We start from the raw sequence: 18,833 nt of genomic DNA, 5'->3' as shown, positions 1-18,833 counted from the left end.
GAAACAAGAATCCTTCTTATATTTAACCAATTTTATCATAGCGAGTGTGAAGAGAAGGATAACTTGTAAGGTAATATGCCTAGGTTTTTACAAACAAAAATAGTTGGTTTTAGACAAATAAAAAAAGCACCAAGATAGGTGCTCCCCAATGAATAGTTTCCTAGGAAATAATGTCGTATTAAACGAAAGATCTTACTCGTTGTTCAAATCGATCCCAGTTTGGAAAATGATTTAGTTCGTAAAGGGTGCCAAATTCAGACATGAATCGTTCTGTGTCCGATTGAATGATGCTGAACTGGTTTTGTAATTCCTTTTGGTATGCGGTATCTGTGTAGTATTTGTTAATGACAAAAAACAAATCGTTTTTCACGGATTCACGATCGACTTGGAATGTTTCTGACAAGTAATTTATCGCATCATTTAGTTCGCTTGCAGCTGGAATTAAGCTATCATCACTAATATAGCATTCATACGTATTGTTTTCTGTTCGAACGATATTGGCGTTGTAAACTAAAAGATAAAAACTTCGACACAAATAGTAGATCAGTGAAGATTTTCTATCCTTTTCCAATAGTTGCGTCACAACAGACGTTTCATCAAACGCCTCATCCGCTAATAACTGATTGTTGAATTCTTCCTTACGCATGGCAATCAACTCCCTTAAATTTGGTGTTAGACTTCATTGAAAGTATGCTGGACAGAATTATTGTTCGTTCTCACTGCTTGTTACGTAGAAAAACATGAAATGGAACGGTTACAAAAATAGATAAACTTTAAATTGTGAAATGATGAGCATGATTTTGGTTGCTTCAATATATACGGGTGCTATGAACCCCTTTAACTTCCTTTCAACGGGACCACTCTCGCTCGCAGGGTACTATAAATCGTTGCTATACAACTAAAACAAGGATGTATAAAGTGGATACTTGATGTAAACAGAATGAATAATGATTTTCAAACAGAGTTTATGCTAGAAGTTTATCTTCGGTGTGGTGGGATTGACATGAAGGGAATCATTCTATATTGAATCGTTTTTGTGAGGTCCAGTGTAAAATAACTTACCAATAGAATACCAAAATAAACCTTCGTTGTCACGAACGATATGTGCTACCTTCCCTTCTTCGAGCTGTTCAACAAAAACAAGAAAATTAGCTAAAACAGCCATTCCAATAATGTTATAGCTTATTTCGCGAAAATATCATGTTTTATTTCCGGATTAGAAGGAAAAGTTTACAAATAAACCAATAAAGTTTACAGATATTTGATTATTCTACAAAATTCGACTGTATTTTCACTAGAGATGTATTATAGTACTAATTACGCGGCGTTTCAGGAAGGTTTTTCTAGGACTTTGTTATCTGCAGCTGTAAGACAGATAACGAGGTTAATGCCAATCTTTACTATAGTTTTCACAATTTTGAATGGAGAGTGAGTTAGTTGGGTGTGAACGAATTAAAGAAGCTGATGGAAGACATGAAAGAATTCAGTGCGAAAAATGAGAAAGCAGAAACAAAAGAAGTCATGGAACTGATCGAGCAACGATTAAAAGACACCTATTCATTTAGCTAAATAGATAAGAAGCAAAAACGATGACTAATATGCTGACGATGATCGACAAGTAACAACGATTATCGTCTTCTTTTTGTCTTAATTAAACAAATCATGAAGATAAACCTTGCCTTTATACGCTATTTTATGGAAAGACTGTCGTTTACACGTCATTGTGTTTTAAATGTTGTATATATCTCTAAATCAAAACAATTATACTATTTTTTTAGAGTGAATTTCCCGTTTAATCGAAAAAGTCTAGTATAATGGATAGAGAAGTAATCCCGAATGTTGCTAAATCACCAGTGGAAGGAGATGGACATGTTGAAACAACGAGCTAATAACGAATCAGGACTAACGCTAATTGAACTTCTTGTAACGATCTCTATCTCTACGATGGTTGTTGGATTACTTGGTTCCATTCTTCTTTCCACTTTTAACCATAGCCAACAATCGAAAGCCCATATCAACTTAAGACAAGAAGGAAACTATCTTATTACTCAGTTAAAGCAAGTTCATGGCAGAGAAAATTACACGTTATGTTATGAGGGGGATACGTTGTTTTTTAATGGAAGACCAATGGAAACGTTGGCCCATGAAGGCGTACATATAAGAGGAATCGATGAAGAAGCTAGTTTGTTCGAACACGACGGCTCCACCCTAAAATCAGACGGAACCACCACTTGCGATAACCCACTTGTTGTCGATGGCGAAAAGGAATTACATGTATCATTGACGTTATCGGATGATTACGATCGAGAATTAGACGTGCAAACTGTGATCGATCGATTAGCAGATCTTGAAATGGACAGTGAATCTCCATAAAAATAAAATCAAAGGTAAAAGACAGGAGTGAACCGGATGAATAAATGGGTGTTTATAAAAGGCAGTCAAGGGTTCACTTTAGTGGAAACACTTGCTGGACTAGTGATAATTTCAATTATTCTGCTAGGCTTTTTTAGTTTTTTTGGTCAATCTCTCCTTTTTTCATCAAAAGCAGAAGACAGCTATTCGTCCACAAACTTAGTAGATAAATTAGTCCATGAAGTAAAAGAAAATGATGCGATTGAAAATTATTTACAAGATTATGATGGACCTGCTCTTGGCTGTGATAATGGCCAAGCATTTGTGTCGTTACCGGAAGATGAAGCGATGATTCCTGGATTTGACATGAGTCAGCTAAACCTTTTATCGGACGGGGAATCAGGCGATTACTATTACCGATTAAATAACAAAAAATATGTTGCGGAATTTAACATATGTCAGACGAATGACGAAAAAGATCTTTCTCTATTTCGCGTTTATGCGAAATTAAAAGAATCGGACGGCGGCGGGTCTTCTGATATGATCCACTACTTGAATGTAAAATAAGGAGGGATCGACTTGGGCGTAAAAAATGAAAAAGGTTATGTTTTATTATTAACGCTAGTCGTCATACTGATCATTGGTGTGCTCATTCCACCCCTTCTAGGAAGTGCTTTGAGTAGCGCCAAGCAAGCACAAAGGTCAGAAGAACATAGCCAAGTTGTTAAGATGAGTGATATGGGTGTGATGTATGCACGAAACAACGTCATCAAAAAAATCGAAGGAATCGAAACGCATTTTGAAAATAACATCACAACAGACCCCACGAGAGACAATGTAATCAGTCATTTGAGAAATGAACTAACTGATTTTGCGATCGACGATCTTACATTTGAAAGATACGAAGGACAAGTAAAAGGGACATTTACGGAAATCAGACCAGGTGAGAATGACGAAGAGATAGATATCATTTATGAAGTCGATGCGTCCATACTAAATGATAAAGGCAGAGAGGAAACGGCGGAAGAAATATTCACCATTCGATCTTCTTCGTCATCCGCAGGAAACGATGTGATCTGGTCTGATCGATTCGATGAACCGCCGTATCAGCAGCGTGATGGATCTGAAGGTAGAGAAACTAGAATTAATGGAAAACCTGAAACAGTAGACATTGCTGGCAATGTAACTTTTCCAGACGACCCACTAGATATTAAAGGATCCGAAAGAGATGTATTAGTAACCGGAAATGTTGCTCTTGAAAAAGGGGCAGATTTTAACCCAGACTCTGTCTTAGTAGTTGGGGGAAATATGTTGATGAACGGTTCTGAAATTAAATTAGGGAACAGGTCGCACATTATAGTAAAAAAAGATTTGTATCTAATAGATGCCGTGTTTGATATAAAAGATAATAGTAATCATGATGCTTATATTTGTGTAGAAGGAAATGTTAGGATGTCTTACTCTAGTGAAACGTCTCCAGAACTTAGAACCGATAAAGCTTCTTGTTCAGAAATTGAAGAGAGTGGATTTTATGTTCTTGGGGACATACTAAATTACGACGCTAGTGGGATTGATGGTGGAAGCTCAAATTTGACTTGGATACCAGTTGGAACAACAAGGAATGAATAATATATCGTATTTTAGTTGTGAATTTATTCTGACAATATTTTTCAATTGAAGCAGATGGGCTGGATGATTTCTAAAACCGCAAATTATAAATATTAAAAGGATAAAGATACAAATCCCATATAACACTTAGTTGGTCCATTGCGTGTTATAATTCCACTAGAAACGTTAAAGTTTTTGTAAGGAGGGGAACTTATTGCAACAGTTCTTATCGAACGGTTATTATAAAGAGTTAGAGCAAGCAGCTATTGATGTGCTGAGAAGGCTCAGCCAGTTTATAGATATAAACACTGTTTTTATCGCAAAAAATGATAGAGAGCAAGTGGAAATCATGCATTCATTCAATCGTGACTATATAGTGATTGAAGAAGGACTTGAAACGAATTTCGTTGATTCTTATTGACAATTTATTGTTGATAATGGCCGTGAGCCATTACTCATTGAAGATTTAACTAAACATGAGTTAACGAAAGATATGCCGGTTACGAAAGCTTTAGGGGGCGGAACACTATTAGGAGTCCCAATTTCATACGGCAATGGGGAAAACTTTGGTACGCTTTGTGGAATGGATAAAAATCCGCGTGTTTTTAAAAAAGAAGAAGTCGAGTTATTTCAAACGATGGCAACTTTATTAGGGTTTGTGATTGATTTAGATGAAGCGAAAAGTCGGATTCAATCATATTCCACTCCAATCGTTCCCATTGATGATGGAGTTGTCATTTTGCCTTTAGTAGGGGATATGGATGAAGTTCGCTCCGAAATTATCCTCGAACAAGTACTAGCGAAAAGTTATCAAAAGTCTATCGATTATTTCATTATAGATATCTCTGGTCTCGTTATAGATGATGGCACAGTTAGCGAAAACATTTTCAACCTTACGCAAGCACTGAAACTGCTGGGTGCGATGCCAATTTTAACCGGTGTGCGACCAGATCAAGCAGTAGAATTTCAAAAGAGTGGCTCGGAAATGTTGCAATTAACGCTGAAAAGTAATTTAAAGGAAGCGTTGAAGTGGATTGGATTCCAACTCATTCGATCAAAATAAAACGCGGAAGATCTTCTGGATCTTTCGCGTTTTTGTTTACGACATAAACGTAACAATGAGAGCAGGCTAGCGCAAATCCGACAAACACAGCAACAAACGAAACCCACCAAAAAATACGTCTCATCAATCTGTTTCTTGGGAGAATTTCATTACTTTTATTAACGCGATAACAAAGATGATGCTGCCAGCCATGTTGATGAGAATGTCGATAAAGAGACCATCTCGTGAGATTAAGAAATATTGATGAAACTCATCAATCATCCCAATAAATGTGGAGGAAGCAATGGCGGTCGCTCCTCGTAGCCAGTTGTTTTTCATAGGTGTAATCATGAATAGGACTGCAGAAAGGATGCCATAAATAATAAAATGACTTATTTTCCGTGGGATCAATGAAGGTGCTTCGATAAATGAATAAATAGAATAAAAAGAACTGCTGAAATCAAGAAAGAATAGAATGTTAGGGTCCGAACGATAAACGGAACGAATAGAAGCAGCGTCGAATGCGCCTCCCGTAACAAAAGCAATGGAGAGAATAATATTAATACAGAAAATGAAAATGATTACTAGGATGATATTTCTCATTACCGCTTCTCTCCTTTATATTAAAATATTTATTTTTCTTTAAGTCGTTAACAAGTGTTTTAATGTATTTGTGATACATAGAAATTTGTGATATTAATCATAATCGTATAATAGAAAAGTCTCAAAAGAAAGACAAAGATAGACGTTAACAAGACTACTCTCCAATGGAACACCGACGTTAGGTTCCTGAGTCTCACATGGTAACGCTCATGCTTATGAAAGAACTAAATGTGGAGAGAAAGAATTTCACTGTTGGTTCCGATATTTCAGCTGGCAGGTACGTTATTGAACCAAATCAAGGTTCCGATAATTACTTTGTCAATGAGAAGTTAATATTATCCTAGGAAAAGGGGACTCATTTATTTTAGCCGAATATGTGCTAACGTTGGATGATGGGGACTCGATTGAAGCTACTCTACCCGTGAAATACATGCGCCAATTGATGAGTAATGGAGAGGAAGTATAAATTAAATTAGATAAGTAGAGGAAAGTCTAGGGATTCGTTCTCTAGACTTTTTTGCATATATCTACAAAAATTCATTAGACAATAATAATGTGAGGTTGTGCCACAAGTTTCGGTCTGACAACAGCAAATTCATTTGTGAACACAATAAGTTCGAGTACGATCAAAGCAACTTAGGGAACGTTTTCCCTAACAATGATATATCGAATAGGCTAGGTTTCTAACTATTTATATCCCAGTTATAATCCATTTTCTCACTGTTTAATTCTATTCTTAAAGGGTATAATAGACGCAAATATAATTGGAGGAGACTAGCTATGAACTGTCCTAGATGCGGATTTAGTTTAGATAACCCAGAAGAAAAATGCCCCAATTGTCATGCTCAGCACTCCATTTATTGGAAGAAGCTCGTGCTTGGTTTATTAACATCGGCATTATTAATAATCGTAATTACTAATTATTTTGTTGATACTTCTTCCTCCACAGCCCAGCAATTTACGACTTCAAACGTAGCTGAACGATCAAGTATTCAGAAAGATGTTGGCTCATTTGAGATTCCTAGTTTTATAGAAAAAAGAAAAGAAGAACAGGCAATGCAAATAGAAGAAGCAATAGAACGAGCGCAAGAAACGGTCTATACGATTTCTACTGAACATGAGCAGGGATCAGGTTTTCTCTATAATGAAGACGGCTTAGTTCTCACAAGTTCTCACGTAATTAGCGGCCAAGAATATATCTCAGTGGAAGATAAAGATGGGAATTTATATGAGGGTAAACTAAAAGGTTCTTCTGACTACATGGATGTGGCTGTTCTCGAAGTAGAAGAGTTTAAAGGTTTGGAGCCTTTCCCTAGGGAAGATGAGCGTGTTTTTGATAGTGGGGAAGAAGTAGTTGCCTTGGGTAGTCCGCAAGGTGTAAGTAATACAGCTACATCTGGAAATATCACAAATACTGATCTGAATTTAACGATTGATCAATATGAATATGAAGATTTATACGAAATATCTGCGAATATTGAAGAAGGCAATAGTGGAGGACCACTTCTCGCCAAAAAAGATCAACGCCTTATCGCAATTAATGCGGCGAAAAATATAGATGACCCTTCAATAGGATACAGTGTGCCTTTTTATAAGATTGATGATTTGATCGAACAACTTGCAATGGAAAATGAGTAATTTAAATAATTTAGGTAGTTTAAATGAATGAAGGTCCAAGGAGGATTCCCCCTTGGACCTTTTTCTAGAATTACGCACAAACTCCTCATTTTCACGCACAAAATCTCATTCTCACGCACAAATCCGTTTTTTCACGCACAATCTTGTTTTCTCACGCACAAAATGTAAAACCGCCACACCTTTTTTAAAAAGGTGTGGCGGTTGGAGGAGTTGTCCATTTATCTTATGACATGAAAACTTCCATGTCTTCTTCCACTTCTGTTATGCCACTGATTCCGAACTTATCGACGAGTACTTTTGCTACGTTTGGTGATAAAAACGCAGGGAGAGTTGGTCCGAGTTTGATGTCTTTTACACCTAAATACAAGAGAGCTAACAGAACGATGACAGCTTTCTGCTCATACCAAGCAATGTTGTATTCAATTGGTAATTCGTTGATGTCGTTTAACTCGAAAATCTCTTTTAGTTTCATTGCAACAACTGCTAATGAGTAAGAATCGTTACATTGTCCAGCATCGAGGACGCGTGGAATGCCGCCAATGTCGCCGAGTTGCAATTTGTTATAGCGATACTTTGCACAACCAGCAGTTAAAATAACGGTATCTTGTGGTAGCGTTTGGGCGAAATCCGTATAGTAATCGCGTGATTTCATTCGTCCATCACAGCCTGCCATGACGAAGAATTTTTTGATGGCACCTGTTTTGACAGCGTCGACTACTTGATCTGCTAATTGCGTTACTTGATTATGGGCAAATCCACCAACGATTGTTCCTTCTTCAATACCTGTTGGAGATGGTAACGTCTTTGCATGTTCAATAATTTCAGAGAAATCTTTTTTCAAACCTTCTTCGCGATCTGGAATATGTTTAAAGCCAGGATAAGCTGTTGCACCAGTTGTATAGATACGATCTTTGTAACTTGCTTTTGGTGGGACGATACAGTTAGTTGTAAACAGGACAGGTCCGTTAAAACTTTCGAATTCTTCTTTTTGTTTCCACCAAGCGTTTCCGTAATTTCCGTAGAAGTGCTCATATTTTTTGAATGCTGGGTAGTAGTTCGCTGGAAGCATTTCAGAATGTGTGTAAATATCCACCCCAGTTCCTTCTGTTTGTTCAAGTAGTTCCTCAAAGTCTTTTAAATCATGTCCACTGACTAGAATTGCAGGATTATGACGTACATCAATGTTTACTTCGGTCATTTCTGGGTGACCGTATGAAGAAGTGTTCGCTTCATCTAATAACGCCATAATGTCTACCCCGTATTTCCCTGTTTCCATTACTAAATTGACAAGATCGTCGGCATCCAATGTATCGTCTTCTGTTGCGACTAATGCTTTTTCGATAAAGTCAGCAATCTCTTTGCTTTTATGCCCTAAATTTAATGCATGCTCAGCGTATGCTGCCATCCCTTTAAGACCGAATAAAACGAGGGAACGTAAACTTCGAACATCTTCGTTGTCAGTTGCTAGAATTCCAACTTGTTTTTCTTCTGATTTTCTTTCAAAAGTATATCGATGACCAGTCCATGTTGCATAGTCTGGATATAAACGTTGTTTGAAAACTCCATTAGCTTTTAATGCTTCTTTGATAGACTCTCGTTCTTGAAGAGCTTTTTCGATTCTTGTTGAAATAGAATCAGCATCAAAGTTAGCATTGGTGATCGTTGAGAAAAGACCATCTAAAATGACTCGTTCCGTTTTCGGTTGATTGATGCCAGCTTTACGTGCTTGCTGATTAAATTCAGAGACCCCTTTTAATGTATAAATTAATAAATCTTGAAGATTTGCTACCTCACTTGTTTTTCCACAAACCCCAGCCATTGCATCGCAGCCAGTGTTTCTTAGTGCTTCTTGACATTGGTGACAAAACATACTCATAAAAAACTTCCTCCCTATACCTGTTTGCTTTTTTGTATAAACTAAGGATAAAGGATGCATCTTCATTTGTGAGTGACCTATATCACAAACGTGTTGGGTGTCATAAAAAAGTCATAAATCAAATAAATCTCACGTGGCTTTCCGTTTAAATGGGGCGGAGTGCAACAAGTTTGTGCATGAGCGCGACAATAATGCGGACTAGTGCAACAAAGTGAAGAACGTCCGCCACAAATGAGTGGATAACTACTACAAGATGCGGAAGGCGGGACTAATAAAATAATTAGTAAATTTTTCTTCTCACAAAACATTCACGAATGGTCGTCAGAATACGACATATTTTGTGGCAGAATAGAAGTAAAGATAGATCGTATATTTACTAGAGCATAGAGAGGAAAGGTGATGAGGTATGGAACGGGATATTCACCTCCTCACAATGGGGATAATGGAAGAGTTATCAGATGGTCGAGGATATGGTGGGATTCTTAGACAATTTTGTCGTTTCTTCGAATGTGAAGCGGTTTTAACCGATGATTTGTATCAGACGTTGGCGCATTCTGTTGAAGATGGAAAACTTCTCTCTCCTGAGATGACATATGTTTATGATGATGGAAGTTATCAAGTTCTCAATGATCATACTGGTCAATCGTGGGAGGCAGCGAGTGTTGCCCTTACTGAAGAATCCGTGAAGTTTGCTGCTCTTTATATCCGCAAGTCAACTAGCGATCAACTTTTGAAACACCGTGATTGGAATCAAGGAGTTCAACTGCTTGCTCGGTCAGTGCTTATTGAACGACAAAAGCAGAAGGAGCTTACCGAAGAGGGGCGTCAGTATAGAGAAGCATTCATATTCGATCTCCTATATGGAAACATGAAGTCGAAATCAGACATCCTCTCCAAAGGTAAAATATGGGGGTGGGATTTTTCTGTGCCGCATATTGCCATCGTCTTTGAATTGTTAGATTATGAAATTTATTCTAATGATGATAGGTTTTTGGACAGGCTTTACCGTCAATTCGAAGTGACATTGACGAAGAAAATGATCGTTCCTGTGCTTTTGAATAAAAGAGAGGAAATTATTTTACTTCTTCCATTAAAAGATCGTGGCACAAAAAAGGAAAAGTATGAATCGGTAAAACAGACCATCTCATTATTAAAAAAAGTTTCGGAACCTTTGTTAGAAGGTCGAAAGCTCTCGGTTGGAGCAGGGAGAATGTATACTGAGCCAACCGAGTGGTTTCGTTCCTATCAAGAAGCAAAAATTGCTCGTGGGTTAGAAGAAGGGATTCAGGAGAGTGATGTGATATTTTTCAAAGACATAGGGTTAATGAAATTGATCTATCATCATGATCCACAGGAGTTACATGAATTCTATCAAGACACGTTCGATGAATTGTTAAGTTATGAAAAACAAAGTGACTTCTCCCTTATTGATACATTAGAAGGATATATTTTGAATAACTGCGACTTGAAACAAACAGCAGAAGCGATGTTTTTGCATCGGAATACGGTTCGATATCGATTAGCAAAAGTAGAAGAGTTATTGCAGATAGACTTAGATGACATGTCGACAAAGATCAATATCGCTGTCGCCTTTAAAATTAGAGAATTAAGGAAAATATCATACAACTAACTGGAGGTGATCATGATGGAAGAGGAGGTAACATTATATAAAAATGTTTGTCCGAGAAACTGCTTTTCTACGTGTAGCATGATCACCCATGTAAAAGCTGGTAAAGTGGTAAAAGTTGTTGGTGATCCTTCCCACGGTTTTACGAAAGGAAAGTTATGTGCGAAGGGATATGGTTACTCTCAGTATGTGAATAGCCCTGAGCGTTTGAAGTATCCTTTAATGCAAACGAAACGTGGGTCAGGGAATTGGCAAAGGATAACTTGGGATGAGGCGTACGATATTATTTCTGAAAAGATGGTCGCGTTAAGGAATCGTCACGGGTCGAATCAATCGTTAGCATATAATAAATTTTCCGGAAACCTTGGATTGCTTCATTTTGCGATCGAAGGGTTATTTGAGAGTTTTGGTTCCCATACGAAACCAGTTGGAAATCCTTGTCTAGGAACAGGGAGACAGGCCTTAAAATATAATTTACCTTTTGAATATAGTCCACCTCCCGAGGAAATGGCTTATGCAAAACTGGTTGTTATTTGGGGAAGTAATCCTGCAAGAACAAATATTCAGCAGATGAAGTTTATTCATGCGGCCAGAGATCAAGGAGCAAAATTGATCGTAATTGACCCTATTTTTACCGAAACGGCGAAAGTGGCCGACATGTATATCCAAATTCGACCGGGAACGGACGGGCTGCTTGCGATGGGTTTGACGAAAAGGCTTGTCGACTCCGCGCTCGTTGAGGAATGGGAATTAAGAAAACAGATAAGTGGATGGGATCACTATGCAGACATATTAAGGAACCTTGATATGAAAGAAGTTTGTGAAGAAACTGGTGTTTGCGAAGAAGCAATCGCTGAATTGACGAGTTTATATGGAACGAGGACACCAGTTGCGACGTGGATAGGTTACGGTCTGCAACGACGAAAAATGAGTGTGCAAAATGTCCGTGCAATCGATGCGTTAGTGACTGTTTCAGGAAATCGCTTTATTAAGCGAGGTGGCTTATATTATTTTCATCCTGAAGTGGAAAACATGCCTTTAAAAATATTGAAGGACAACAATCAAAAGAATGAGCAGAATAGAGAAGTGAATATCAATCACTTCGCTTCGGAGTTACTTAAATTAGACGATCCTCCAGTGGAGTTTTTATGGATTCATTCCCGAAATCCACTTAGTCAGGATCAAAATATCAGGGAATGGGATCGTCTCATGTCACAGCTAGAGATGGTTGTTGTTAGTGATGTGACCATGTCACATACAGCGAAAATGGCAGATATTGTTTTGCCAGCGACAACGCAATTCGAGGAAATGGACCTTCATGTGAGCTACTGGAATCACTGGCTTTCTTATAATCAGAAAGCAATCGAACCCGTTTATGAGGCGAAAAGTGACTTACAAGTTGCGAGAGAATTAGCGATGAAATTAAATGAGAAGCAGCCTGGGTTTTCACGATTTCCTGTAGAACTAGAAGCAAAAGACTGGATCGAAAAAGAAGTGACTGATGAGGTGAAAGAAAACTATTCGATTAAATCATGGCAAGACTTAATCGAAAAACCAGCTCATTTTCGATCACAGTTTGAGGAGTTTCAACAGATTTTAAAGGCGAAGCCAAAACCTTTTACGTTTTTTTCAAAAAAAGCAGTGGAAGATGGTCTTTCACCTTTCCCGATTTATCAACGTGATAGAGAGAATGCGAATCACCCGTTTTTACTATTAACCCCGCAGTCGTTATTAAAACTTCATTCTCAGTTTGGTCAAGTGGATTGGTTTGAAGCTTATGAGTCTTCGTTTGATATAAAAATCAATCGAGAAGTAGGAAAACAGATCGGAGTGGAAACTGGGGATGTGCTTGTTGTATATAATGAACAAGGGGATATGGAAGGGTTGGTTGAGCTGGATGCGTCCACGCCGAAAAATGTGGTGATCATGAATCAGGCTGGAAAGGAGCCGGTCAATGCACTCATTAGCACTCGGCTAGAATCGTATCCAGGGAAAGAGTCTCCGGAGCTTAGTTCTCCGTTTTTTGATATTTACGTTTCGTTACGGAAGGGAGGCGTTCGTCGATGATTCTTCAGTATGGCTTTTTATTTCAACCGGATCGCTGTGTATCATGTCATTCTTGTGTGATTGCATGTTTAAATGAACATCGACAAACGACTAAACAAAGCTTCCGTCGTATTGTGGATGTGAACGGAGAGTATAATCTATCATTATCGTGCAATCATTGTGATAGTCCAGAGTGCTTCCGAGTGTGCCCTGAGAACGCCTTTTCGAAAAGACGTGATGGGATAGTTGATTTGGATCAAACTCGTTGTAATGGTTGTGGTTTATGCTTAACTGCTTGTCCTTATGGGGCACTTCAATTTAATGATTTGTTAAAGAAAGTAGACAAGTGCAACTTCTGTTCGGATAGGCAAAAGCTTGGTGAGTTGCCAGCGTGTGTGGATGCATGCACAACGTCTGCGTTGTTATTTAAAAATGATATTCATTCTGATCGACCATACATGCAGAGAACAGTGCTCACAGTGGATGGGTTTTATAGTCCGTTATTAACGAGGCCGTCGATTCGATTTGTACCGATGGAGAAAAAAAGGCGATATTGGTTAAAGGAATAAATGAAATAATAAACGTGGGCTGTTGAGAAAGTTTCAACAGTCTGCGTTTTTGTTTAGCCGAAATGATGGATTTTTGAGTTGTGGATAAGTTTTAGGGTATCTTGATCATCAAGGGAGACCGTATATAGCAATCAAGTTGGAGCGATTCATAGAAGGAAAGCGAGTGGAAGTCTTCCATATCTTTTTATTTTCAGGACAAATATGAAGAGTGAGGGAAATCTATTGTAAGCATCATGAATGTTATCGTGCCCAAATGATAGTCATTGTTATTGTCCATTAGTTAGACATAATTACTTGTTTTAACGTACAAAAAAACAGTCTGTTTTTTTCACCCGAGTCTAAAGACCGTGAAAGGGTGATCACGTAAAGTTATAAGTGAGAAGAGAAATGAAATAGAAAGAGAGAATCATTGATTAAAAGGAGGAACAGATTCCTGCTTTGATCAGAGAGGGGTGATAGTGATGAACACTGTAAATGAGAGCATCAAGGTAGAAGATGTGCTGTTGTTAATGGATATTCGGATTGAAGCGTATGACTTGCTGCGGAAGTTATTTTTAGCAGAGCCGACAAAAGAAATGATGGAGGAATTAGCGACTAGAAAAGTATTTGATGCGTTCCCATTTAAAGATGTAAGTTCAACAATTCACAATGGTGTAAATACGATTTCGTCATTTTTTCAAGATCATTCTCCGACAGATTTGAATGTATTTGAATCTTTACACTGGGATTACACGAGAATGTTTATTGGACCATTTCAGCTCCCAGCACCACCTTGGGGATCTGTTTATCTAGGGGAAGAAAAAACATTGTTCCAAGAAGAAACGTTGCAAGTGAGACGAGCTTATTTAAAGTATGGATTTCAATCGAAACAACATGGTATAGAGGCAGATGACCATATTGGACTTGAATTAGATATGATGTATCAACTTGTAAAGTTGGCAAAGCAAGACGTTTTATCCGACAATCCGCAGTCGTTTTTGGAGATTACTAGAGACCAACTGCTGTTTCTGGAAAATCATCTACTTAGCTGGGTGCCGGCGTTTAGTCGTGACATGAAGAAGACGGCGAACACGGATTTTTACAAGGGGGTGGCGGAATTACTATATGGCTACTTGGAGCTTGATCGAAAAATGATCGATGAGATTACTGATTACTACGCGCTTAATCGTAATTAATACTTGGAGGTGAACGGACATGTTTAATCTGCTTTCAAAGGTAAAAGAATACAAAGTTAGTCGAAGGACATTTTTAGGTGCTGGGGCCGCAGTAACCGCGGGTGCCATGCTTCCGACAGCAAAATATGGTCTGAATAAGTTGGATCAGGTTCAAGCGGAAGAATTACAAAAGGAAGAAGGGGAGTGGATCCCTGCTGCTTGTTGGCATAACTGTGGCGGACGTTGTTTATTGAAAGCGTACGTCGTTGATGGAGTGGTCATGCGTCAGAAAACCGATGATAACCGACCTGACTCTCCTGATAATCCGCAGCAAAGGTCTTGCGTACGAGGGCGTTCGCAACGTCAGCAAGTGTATGGTGTGGATCGATTAAAGTATCCAATGAAACGAAAGAATTGGCAACCGGGTGGCGGCGATAAGGACTTACGGGGAAATGATGAATGGGTAAGACTTTCTTGGGATGAAGCGTTGGATATTGTTTCCGATGAAATCAAGCGTATTAAAGATACACATGGAAATCGTTCTATCTTAGTGACAGGTGGAGATATTTCTAGAGCATTGAACCTTTATGGTGGTCACGTTGGCACGTGGGGCACGACGTCTTGGGGATCGTGGCGTTGGGGACCTGAAAAGTTTGGTCTACAAGAAGGGTACTTCGAGCATAGTATCAATGACCGAATGGACCTTAGAAACTCTCAGCTTATTGTCATGTGGGGATTGAATCCTGCGTGGAGCTCTCCTGGATCACCAACATACAATTTCTTGCAAGCAAAAAAAGCAGGTGCAAGAGTCATAGTCATTGATCCGATGTATTCTGAAACAGCAGAACTTCTTGGAGATGAATGGATTCCAATCCATCCTGGAACAGACCATGCGATGCTTTTAGGAATGGCGTATACGTTACTAGAGAAAGATGACCCTACAAATAACCCGTTGATTGACTGGGATTTCTTGAAAAAATGTAGCGTTGGTTTTGATGAAGAGATGATGCCTGAAGGTGCGAATAAAGAAGAGAATTTCAAAGATTACGTGTTAGGAACATTTGATGGAACACCAAAAACGCCAGAATGGGCTTCAGATATTTGTGGTATTGAGCCAGATAAAATTCGTAAAGTAGCGATTGAGGTAGGTTCAGCCAATCGGGCCGCATTATTAACTGGATGGGCACCTGCTCGAATTAAAAATTCTGACTCATGGCCGCAAATGTTTATGACTTTAGGTGCCATGACAGGACATATGGCGCAACCAGGAAGAATGACAGGAGTTAGCTGTCACTTCGGCACAGGAAATGGTGGCCCGAGATTGGTGATGGGTGGCGGAAACGGTGTTCCTCCAGCAGCGGAGAATCCAATTGATGACAGTCTCGCTCATGCTGAAATGTGGGATGCGATTTTGAAAGGAGAATATACTGCAGGAGATAATGATTTACGAGACATTGATATTCAAATGATCTATCACGGTTTTGGTGCGACATTACAAACGCGTGATGGCCAATCGAAAGGGATAGAGGTTCATAGAAACGTAGAGTTTGTTGTATCGAATGGACATTTTGTCACAACAAACGCAAAATATTCAGATGTAGTATTACCAGCCACAACCCCTTGGGAACGAGAAGGTGGATTTAATGTAGGGAACCGTGACGCATTGTTTTATTATCGAAAAGTAACAGAACCTTTGTTTGAAACGAGAGATGATGCGTGGATTACAACGGAGATAGGTAAACGTCTTGGATTTACCTCTGAAGAAGTCTACGGTGACATTTCAGATAAACAGCAGTTATTTAACCAAATTACTGGTGCTCTTGTAATTAACAAAGATGGGACAGACTATGAGCCACTTGTGACCATTACGAAAGAAGATATTGATAACTGGAAAGTGGATGGCGAACCACAACAAGGTCGTATCACGATTGCAGAATTAGAAGATCAAGGTGTCTATTTAGTGGAACGAGAGCCTGGTGATAACTATGGTTATATCGCTCAAGAAGCTTTTCGAAAAGATCCTGAAACAAACCCACTTGGAACGGAAACAGGCAAACTTGAAATTCATTCGAAAGCCTTGGCTGAATTTATTAAAGGATACGGATTCACAACAATCGATCCGATTCCAACATACAACCCTGCTTCAGAAGGGTATGAAGAAACATACAAAAACTGGGATAACAAAGAGAAAGGGGATTACCCACTTCAAGTTGTGAACCCTCACTATTTAAGAAGAGCCCATACGATTTTTGATAACAACCCTTGGCTTCGCGAAGCATGGCCAAATGAAGTGTATCTCAGTGTGAAAGATGCGGAAGAACGCGGAGTCAAACAAGGGGATACGGTTAAAATTAAGAGTAAGCACGGACAGACTTTACGAATTGCTCATCTTACGGAGCGGCTAATGCCTGGCGTAGTTGGATTAATGCACGGGGCTTGGGTCGAAGTCGATGAAAAGTCAGGTATAGATAAAGCAGGATCAGATAATATTTTGACAGGTGCGATTTGTACAGGCCAAGGAATTTCTGGTTGGAACTCTACCGTCTGTGATTTTGAAAAATGGAGTGGTGAGCCGCTGAAAGAAGATAAATATTGGGAACCGCGGGTTGTACTTTAAATAGAGGAGGGATGCAGGATGGGTCAGCTCGGATTTTATTATGATTTGGAAAACTGTATCGGCTGTAAAGGTTGTCAAATAGCTTGTAAAGATAAAAATGATCTAGGAGAAGGCGTTCTCTTCAGGAAAGTGTATGACTTTGAAGGAGGAAGCTACCCTAATCCTTATATCGATCATGTGACGATTAGTTGTAATCACTGTGATAAGCCGAAGTGTGTAGAGAACTGTCCAACGGGTGCGATGCATAAACGAGAAGAAGATGGCGTCGTTGATTACGATCATGAGAAGTGCGTTGGCTGTAAAATGTGCATTTGGTCATGCCCCTATGGTGGACCAGAATACGACAAGGAAAAGGGAAAAGTTGCTAAATGCGACTTCTGTACCGATTTGATCGATCAAGGCGAAGATCCAGCTTGTGTGGCAGCTTGCACGATGCGTGCGATTGAATATGGTGACATTGATGAGTTGAAAGCAAAGTACGGCAACAATCAATCGATTCGTTATTTCCCAGACTTGTCGCTCACAAAACCAAATATCGTGGTGAAACAAAAAACAAGATAGTTGTATCAAACGTTCTAAGAAGAGGAACTAGATTTGTAGCTTAGTAAGCAAATAGAATAGAGGAGACATTTGAGTTCGTTGATGAACATGGTTTTTGAACGAATCGTTGTTAGATAATCGCCTCAAGTTCTAAGTGCACGTTCCCTTCTAGAACGTATATGAAAACGAAGGAGGTAATCCTATGTTTTATCAAGAATGGCCGTTGATTTTATTTACACTATTAGGTCAGTTGGCTGTTGGGACGTTTCTATTATTAATGATTGCTCGAACAGTTTTATCTAAAAAAGACAATCAAGGACTTTCTCGTCAGTGGACAAAAAATGGATTTTTGGCTGTTGCAGTGACGATGGCGGTAGGAATTGGATTGTCCATGTTTCACCTTGGTGCCATATCAAATGCTATCAATACGTTGAGTAACTTTGGTAGTTCATGGCTCAGTCGTGAAATTGTTTTTTCTGGGATGTTTCTTGCTCTAGTAGGGGCAACATTTCTGATGGATCATTATAAGAAAAATATCACAGCTGTCGGTTGGATCACAGCTGTAGTTGGTATCGTTGCGGTTTATTCGATGGCAAGCGTGTATACTACGACGATTATACCAGCATGGTCTCATGTGAACACGTATGTGGCTTACTTTGGTACGACAATGGTTTATGGAATCGTTGGGGTCATTGCTTGCATGCTTTTATTAAGTAAAGGTCAGAAGCTCCAGCCTTCTTGTCTAACCTTTCTAAGGTATTTGAGTATTGCGGCAATGGTTGTCGTTATCTTGCAACTTGCATTTTTACCTGCTTACTTTACGAGTCTAGCTGGAAGTGGTATTGCTGGACAAGCGTCTTTACAGCTTATGTTCGATAGTTATGCATTTACGATGGTTCTTCGCTGGCTGTTAACGCTAGCAGGAGGTGGATTGTTCCTATTCGTTTTTTACCGTTTTGCAGGCAATCTATCTACAAAAACACCAGCGCTTATCTACCTCGCAATTTCACTCATTGTAATAGGTGAGTTCATGGGAAGATACTTGTTCTACGCAGCAGGTATTCCGATGCAAATTGGCTAAATAATAGATGTTGAAAGCAAAAGCACGAATTGGATTAACCCAATTCGTGCTTTCTTTTTGTTGTGAGGAAATAATTTTTT

The 18,833-nt window shown here is 39.0% G+C and carries 17 protein-coding genes; 14 read left to right on the top strand and 3 right to left on the bottom strand.

Annotated features, from left to right (window positions below):
* Positions 1-178: 178 nt before the first annotated feature.
* Positions 179-646: a hypothetical protein gene (locus tag QDN89_RS08640; RefSeq protein ID WP_280769707.1), complete on the bottom strand. Its 468-nt coding sequence runs from the start codon at positions 644-646 to the stop codon at positions 179-181.
* 791 nt (positions 647-1,437) lie between these two features.
* Between QDN89_RS08640 and QDN89_RS08635 the strand changes: the two genes are divergently transcribed.
* The 6 genes from QDN89_RS08635 to QDN89_RS08610 all read left to right on the top strand — a co-directional run bounded on the left by QDN89_RS08635 (position 1,438) and on the right by QDN89_RS08610 (position 5,023).
* The gene (locus QDN89_RS08635) at positions 1,438-1,569 is read left to right on the top strand and encodes a hypothetical protein (RefSeq protein ID WP_280769706.1); all 132 of its coding nucleotides are present in this window, start codon (positions 1,438-1,440) and stop codon (positions 1,567-1,569) included.
* Positions 1,570-1,869: 300 nt separating this feature from the next.
* Complete coding sequence (locus tag QDN89_RS08630) at positions 1,870-2,373, top strand: PulJ/GspJ family protein (protein ID WP_280769705.1); 504 nt, start codon at positions 1,870-1,872, stop codon at positions 2,371-2,373.
* 36 nt (positions 2,374-2,409) lie between these two features.
* On the top strand, positions 2,410-2,919 hold the full coding sequence (locus QDN89_RS08625) for a type IV pilus modification PilV family protein (protein ID WP_280769704.1): 510 nt from the start codon (positions 2,410-2,412) through the stop codon (positions 2,917-2,919).
* 12 nt (positions 2,920-2,931) lie between these two features.
* Entirely contained in the window at positions 2,932-3,981 is a 1,050-nt protein-coding gene (locus QDN89_RS08620) for a hypothetical protein (protein WP_280769703.1), read from the top strand.
* Positions 3,982-4,174: 193 nt separating this feature from the next.
* Positions 4,175-4,381 carry a hypothetical protein gene (locus QDN89_RS08615; RefSeq protein ID WP_280769702.1) on the top strand — a complete coding sequence of 69 codons (207 nt, stop codon included), beginning with the start codon at positions 4,175-4,177 and terminating at the stop codon, positions 4,379-4,381.
* 6 nt (positions 4,382-4,387) lie between these two features.
* Positions 4,388-5,023: an STAS domain-containing protein gene (locus QDN89_RS08610; protein WP_280769743.1), complete on the top strand. Its 636-nt coding sequence runs from the start codon at positions 4,388-4,390 to the stop codon at positions 5,021-5,023.
* A gap of 123 nt (positions 5,024-5,146) precedes the next feature.
* Here QDN89_RS08610 and QDN89_RS08605 read toward each other — a convergent pair whose 3' ends face one another.
* Positions 5,147-5,605 (bottom strand): VanZ family protein, encoded by a 459-nt coding sequence (locus QDN89_RS08605; RefSeq protein ID WP_280769701.1) that lies wholly within the window; start codon positions 5,603-5,605, stop codon positions 5,147-5,149.
* A gap of 1,056 nt (positions 5,606-6,661) precedes the next feature.
* Here QDN89_RS08605 and QDN89_RS08600 point away from each other — a divergent pair.
* Positions 6,662-7,243 carry a S1C family serine protease gene (locus tag QDN89_RS08600; protein ID WP_425335387.1) on the top strand — a complete coding sequence of 194 codons (582 nt, stop codon included), beginning with the start codon at positions 6,662-6,664 and terminating at the stop codon, positions 7,241-7,243.
* Positions 7,244-7,466: 223 nt separating this feature from the next.
* On the opposite strand, the gene hcp is transcribed toward QDN89_RS08600, so the two are convergent.
* Positions 7,467-9,119, bottom strand: a complete 1,653-nt coding sequence (hcp, locus tag QDN89_RS08595) for a hydroxylamine reductase (protein ID WP_280769699.1) — start codon at positions 9,117-9,119, stop codon at positions 7,467-7,469.
* A gap of 406 nt (positions 9,120-9,525) precedes the next feature.
* Between hcp and QDN89_RS08590 the strand changes: the two genes are divergently transcribed.
* From QDN89_RS08590 to QDN89_RS08560, 7 genes are all read left to right on the top strand, one after another.
* On the top strand, positions 9,526-10,749 hold the full coding sequence (locus QDN89_RS08590) for a PucR family transcriptional regulator (RefSeq protein WP_280769698.1): 1,224 nt from the start codon (positions 9,526-9,528) through the stop codon (positions 10,747-10,749).
* Between the two features lie 12 nt (positions 10,750-10,761).
* Complete coding sequence (locus QDN89_RS08585) at positions 10,762-12,813, top strand: molybdopterin-dependent oxidoreductase (RefSeq protein ID WP_280769697.1); 2,052 nt, start codon at positions 10,762-10,764, stop codon at positions 12,811-12,813.
* Complete coding sequence (locus tag QDN89_RS08580) at positions 12,810-13,361, top strand: 4Fe-4S dicluster domain-containing protein (protein WP_280769696.1); 552 nt, start codon at positions 12,810-12,812, stop codon at positions 13,359-13,361. The genes QDN89_RS08585 and QDN89_RS08580 overlap by 4 nt, the downstream gene beginning before the upstream one ends.
* A 461-nt stretch (positions 13,362-13,822) precedes the next feature.
* Complete coding sequence (locus QDN89_RS08575; RefSeq protein WP_280769695.1) at positions 13,823-14,536, top strand: TorD/DmsD family molecular chaperone; 714 nt, start codon at positions 13,823-13,825, stop codon at positions 14,534-14,536.
* Positions 14,537-14,555: 19 nt separating this feature from the next.
* A complete protein-coding gene (locus QDN89_RS08570; protein WP_280769694.1) occupies positions 14,556-17,132 on the top strand; it encodes a molybdopterin-dependent oxidoreductase in 2,577 nt (858 codons plus the stop codon).
* 18 nt (positions 17,133-17,150) lie between these two features.
* Positions 17,151-17,693 carry a DMSO/selenate family reductase complex B subunit gene (locus QDN89_RS08565; protein ID WP_280769693.1) on the top strand — a complete coding sequence of 181 codons (543 nt, stop codon included), beginning with the start codon at positions 17,151-17,153 and terminating at the stop codon, positions 17,691-17,693.
* 181 nt (positions 17,694-17,874) lie between these two features.
* Positions 17,875-18,753: a dimethyl sulfoxide reductase anchor subunit family protein gene (locus QDN89_RS08560; protein ID WP_280769692.1), complete on the top strand. Its 879-nt coding sequence runs from the start codon at positions 17,875-17,877 to the stop codon at positions 18,751-18,753.
* Positions 18,754-18,833 lie beyond the last annotated feature (80 nt).

It is taken from the genome of Salipaludibacillus daqingensis, assembly GCF_029891575.1.
GTDB classification, from domain to species: domain Bacteria; phylum Bacillota; class Bacilli; order Bacillales; family Salisediminibacteriaceae; genus Salipaludibacillus; species Salipaludibacillus daqingensis.
This window is presented reverse-complemented; position numbering and strand designations above follow the sequence as displayed.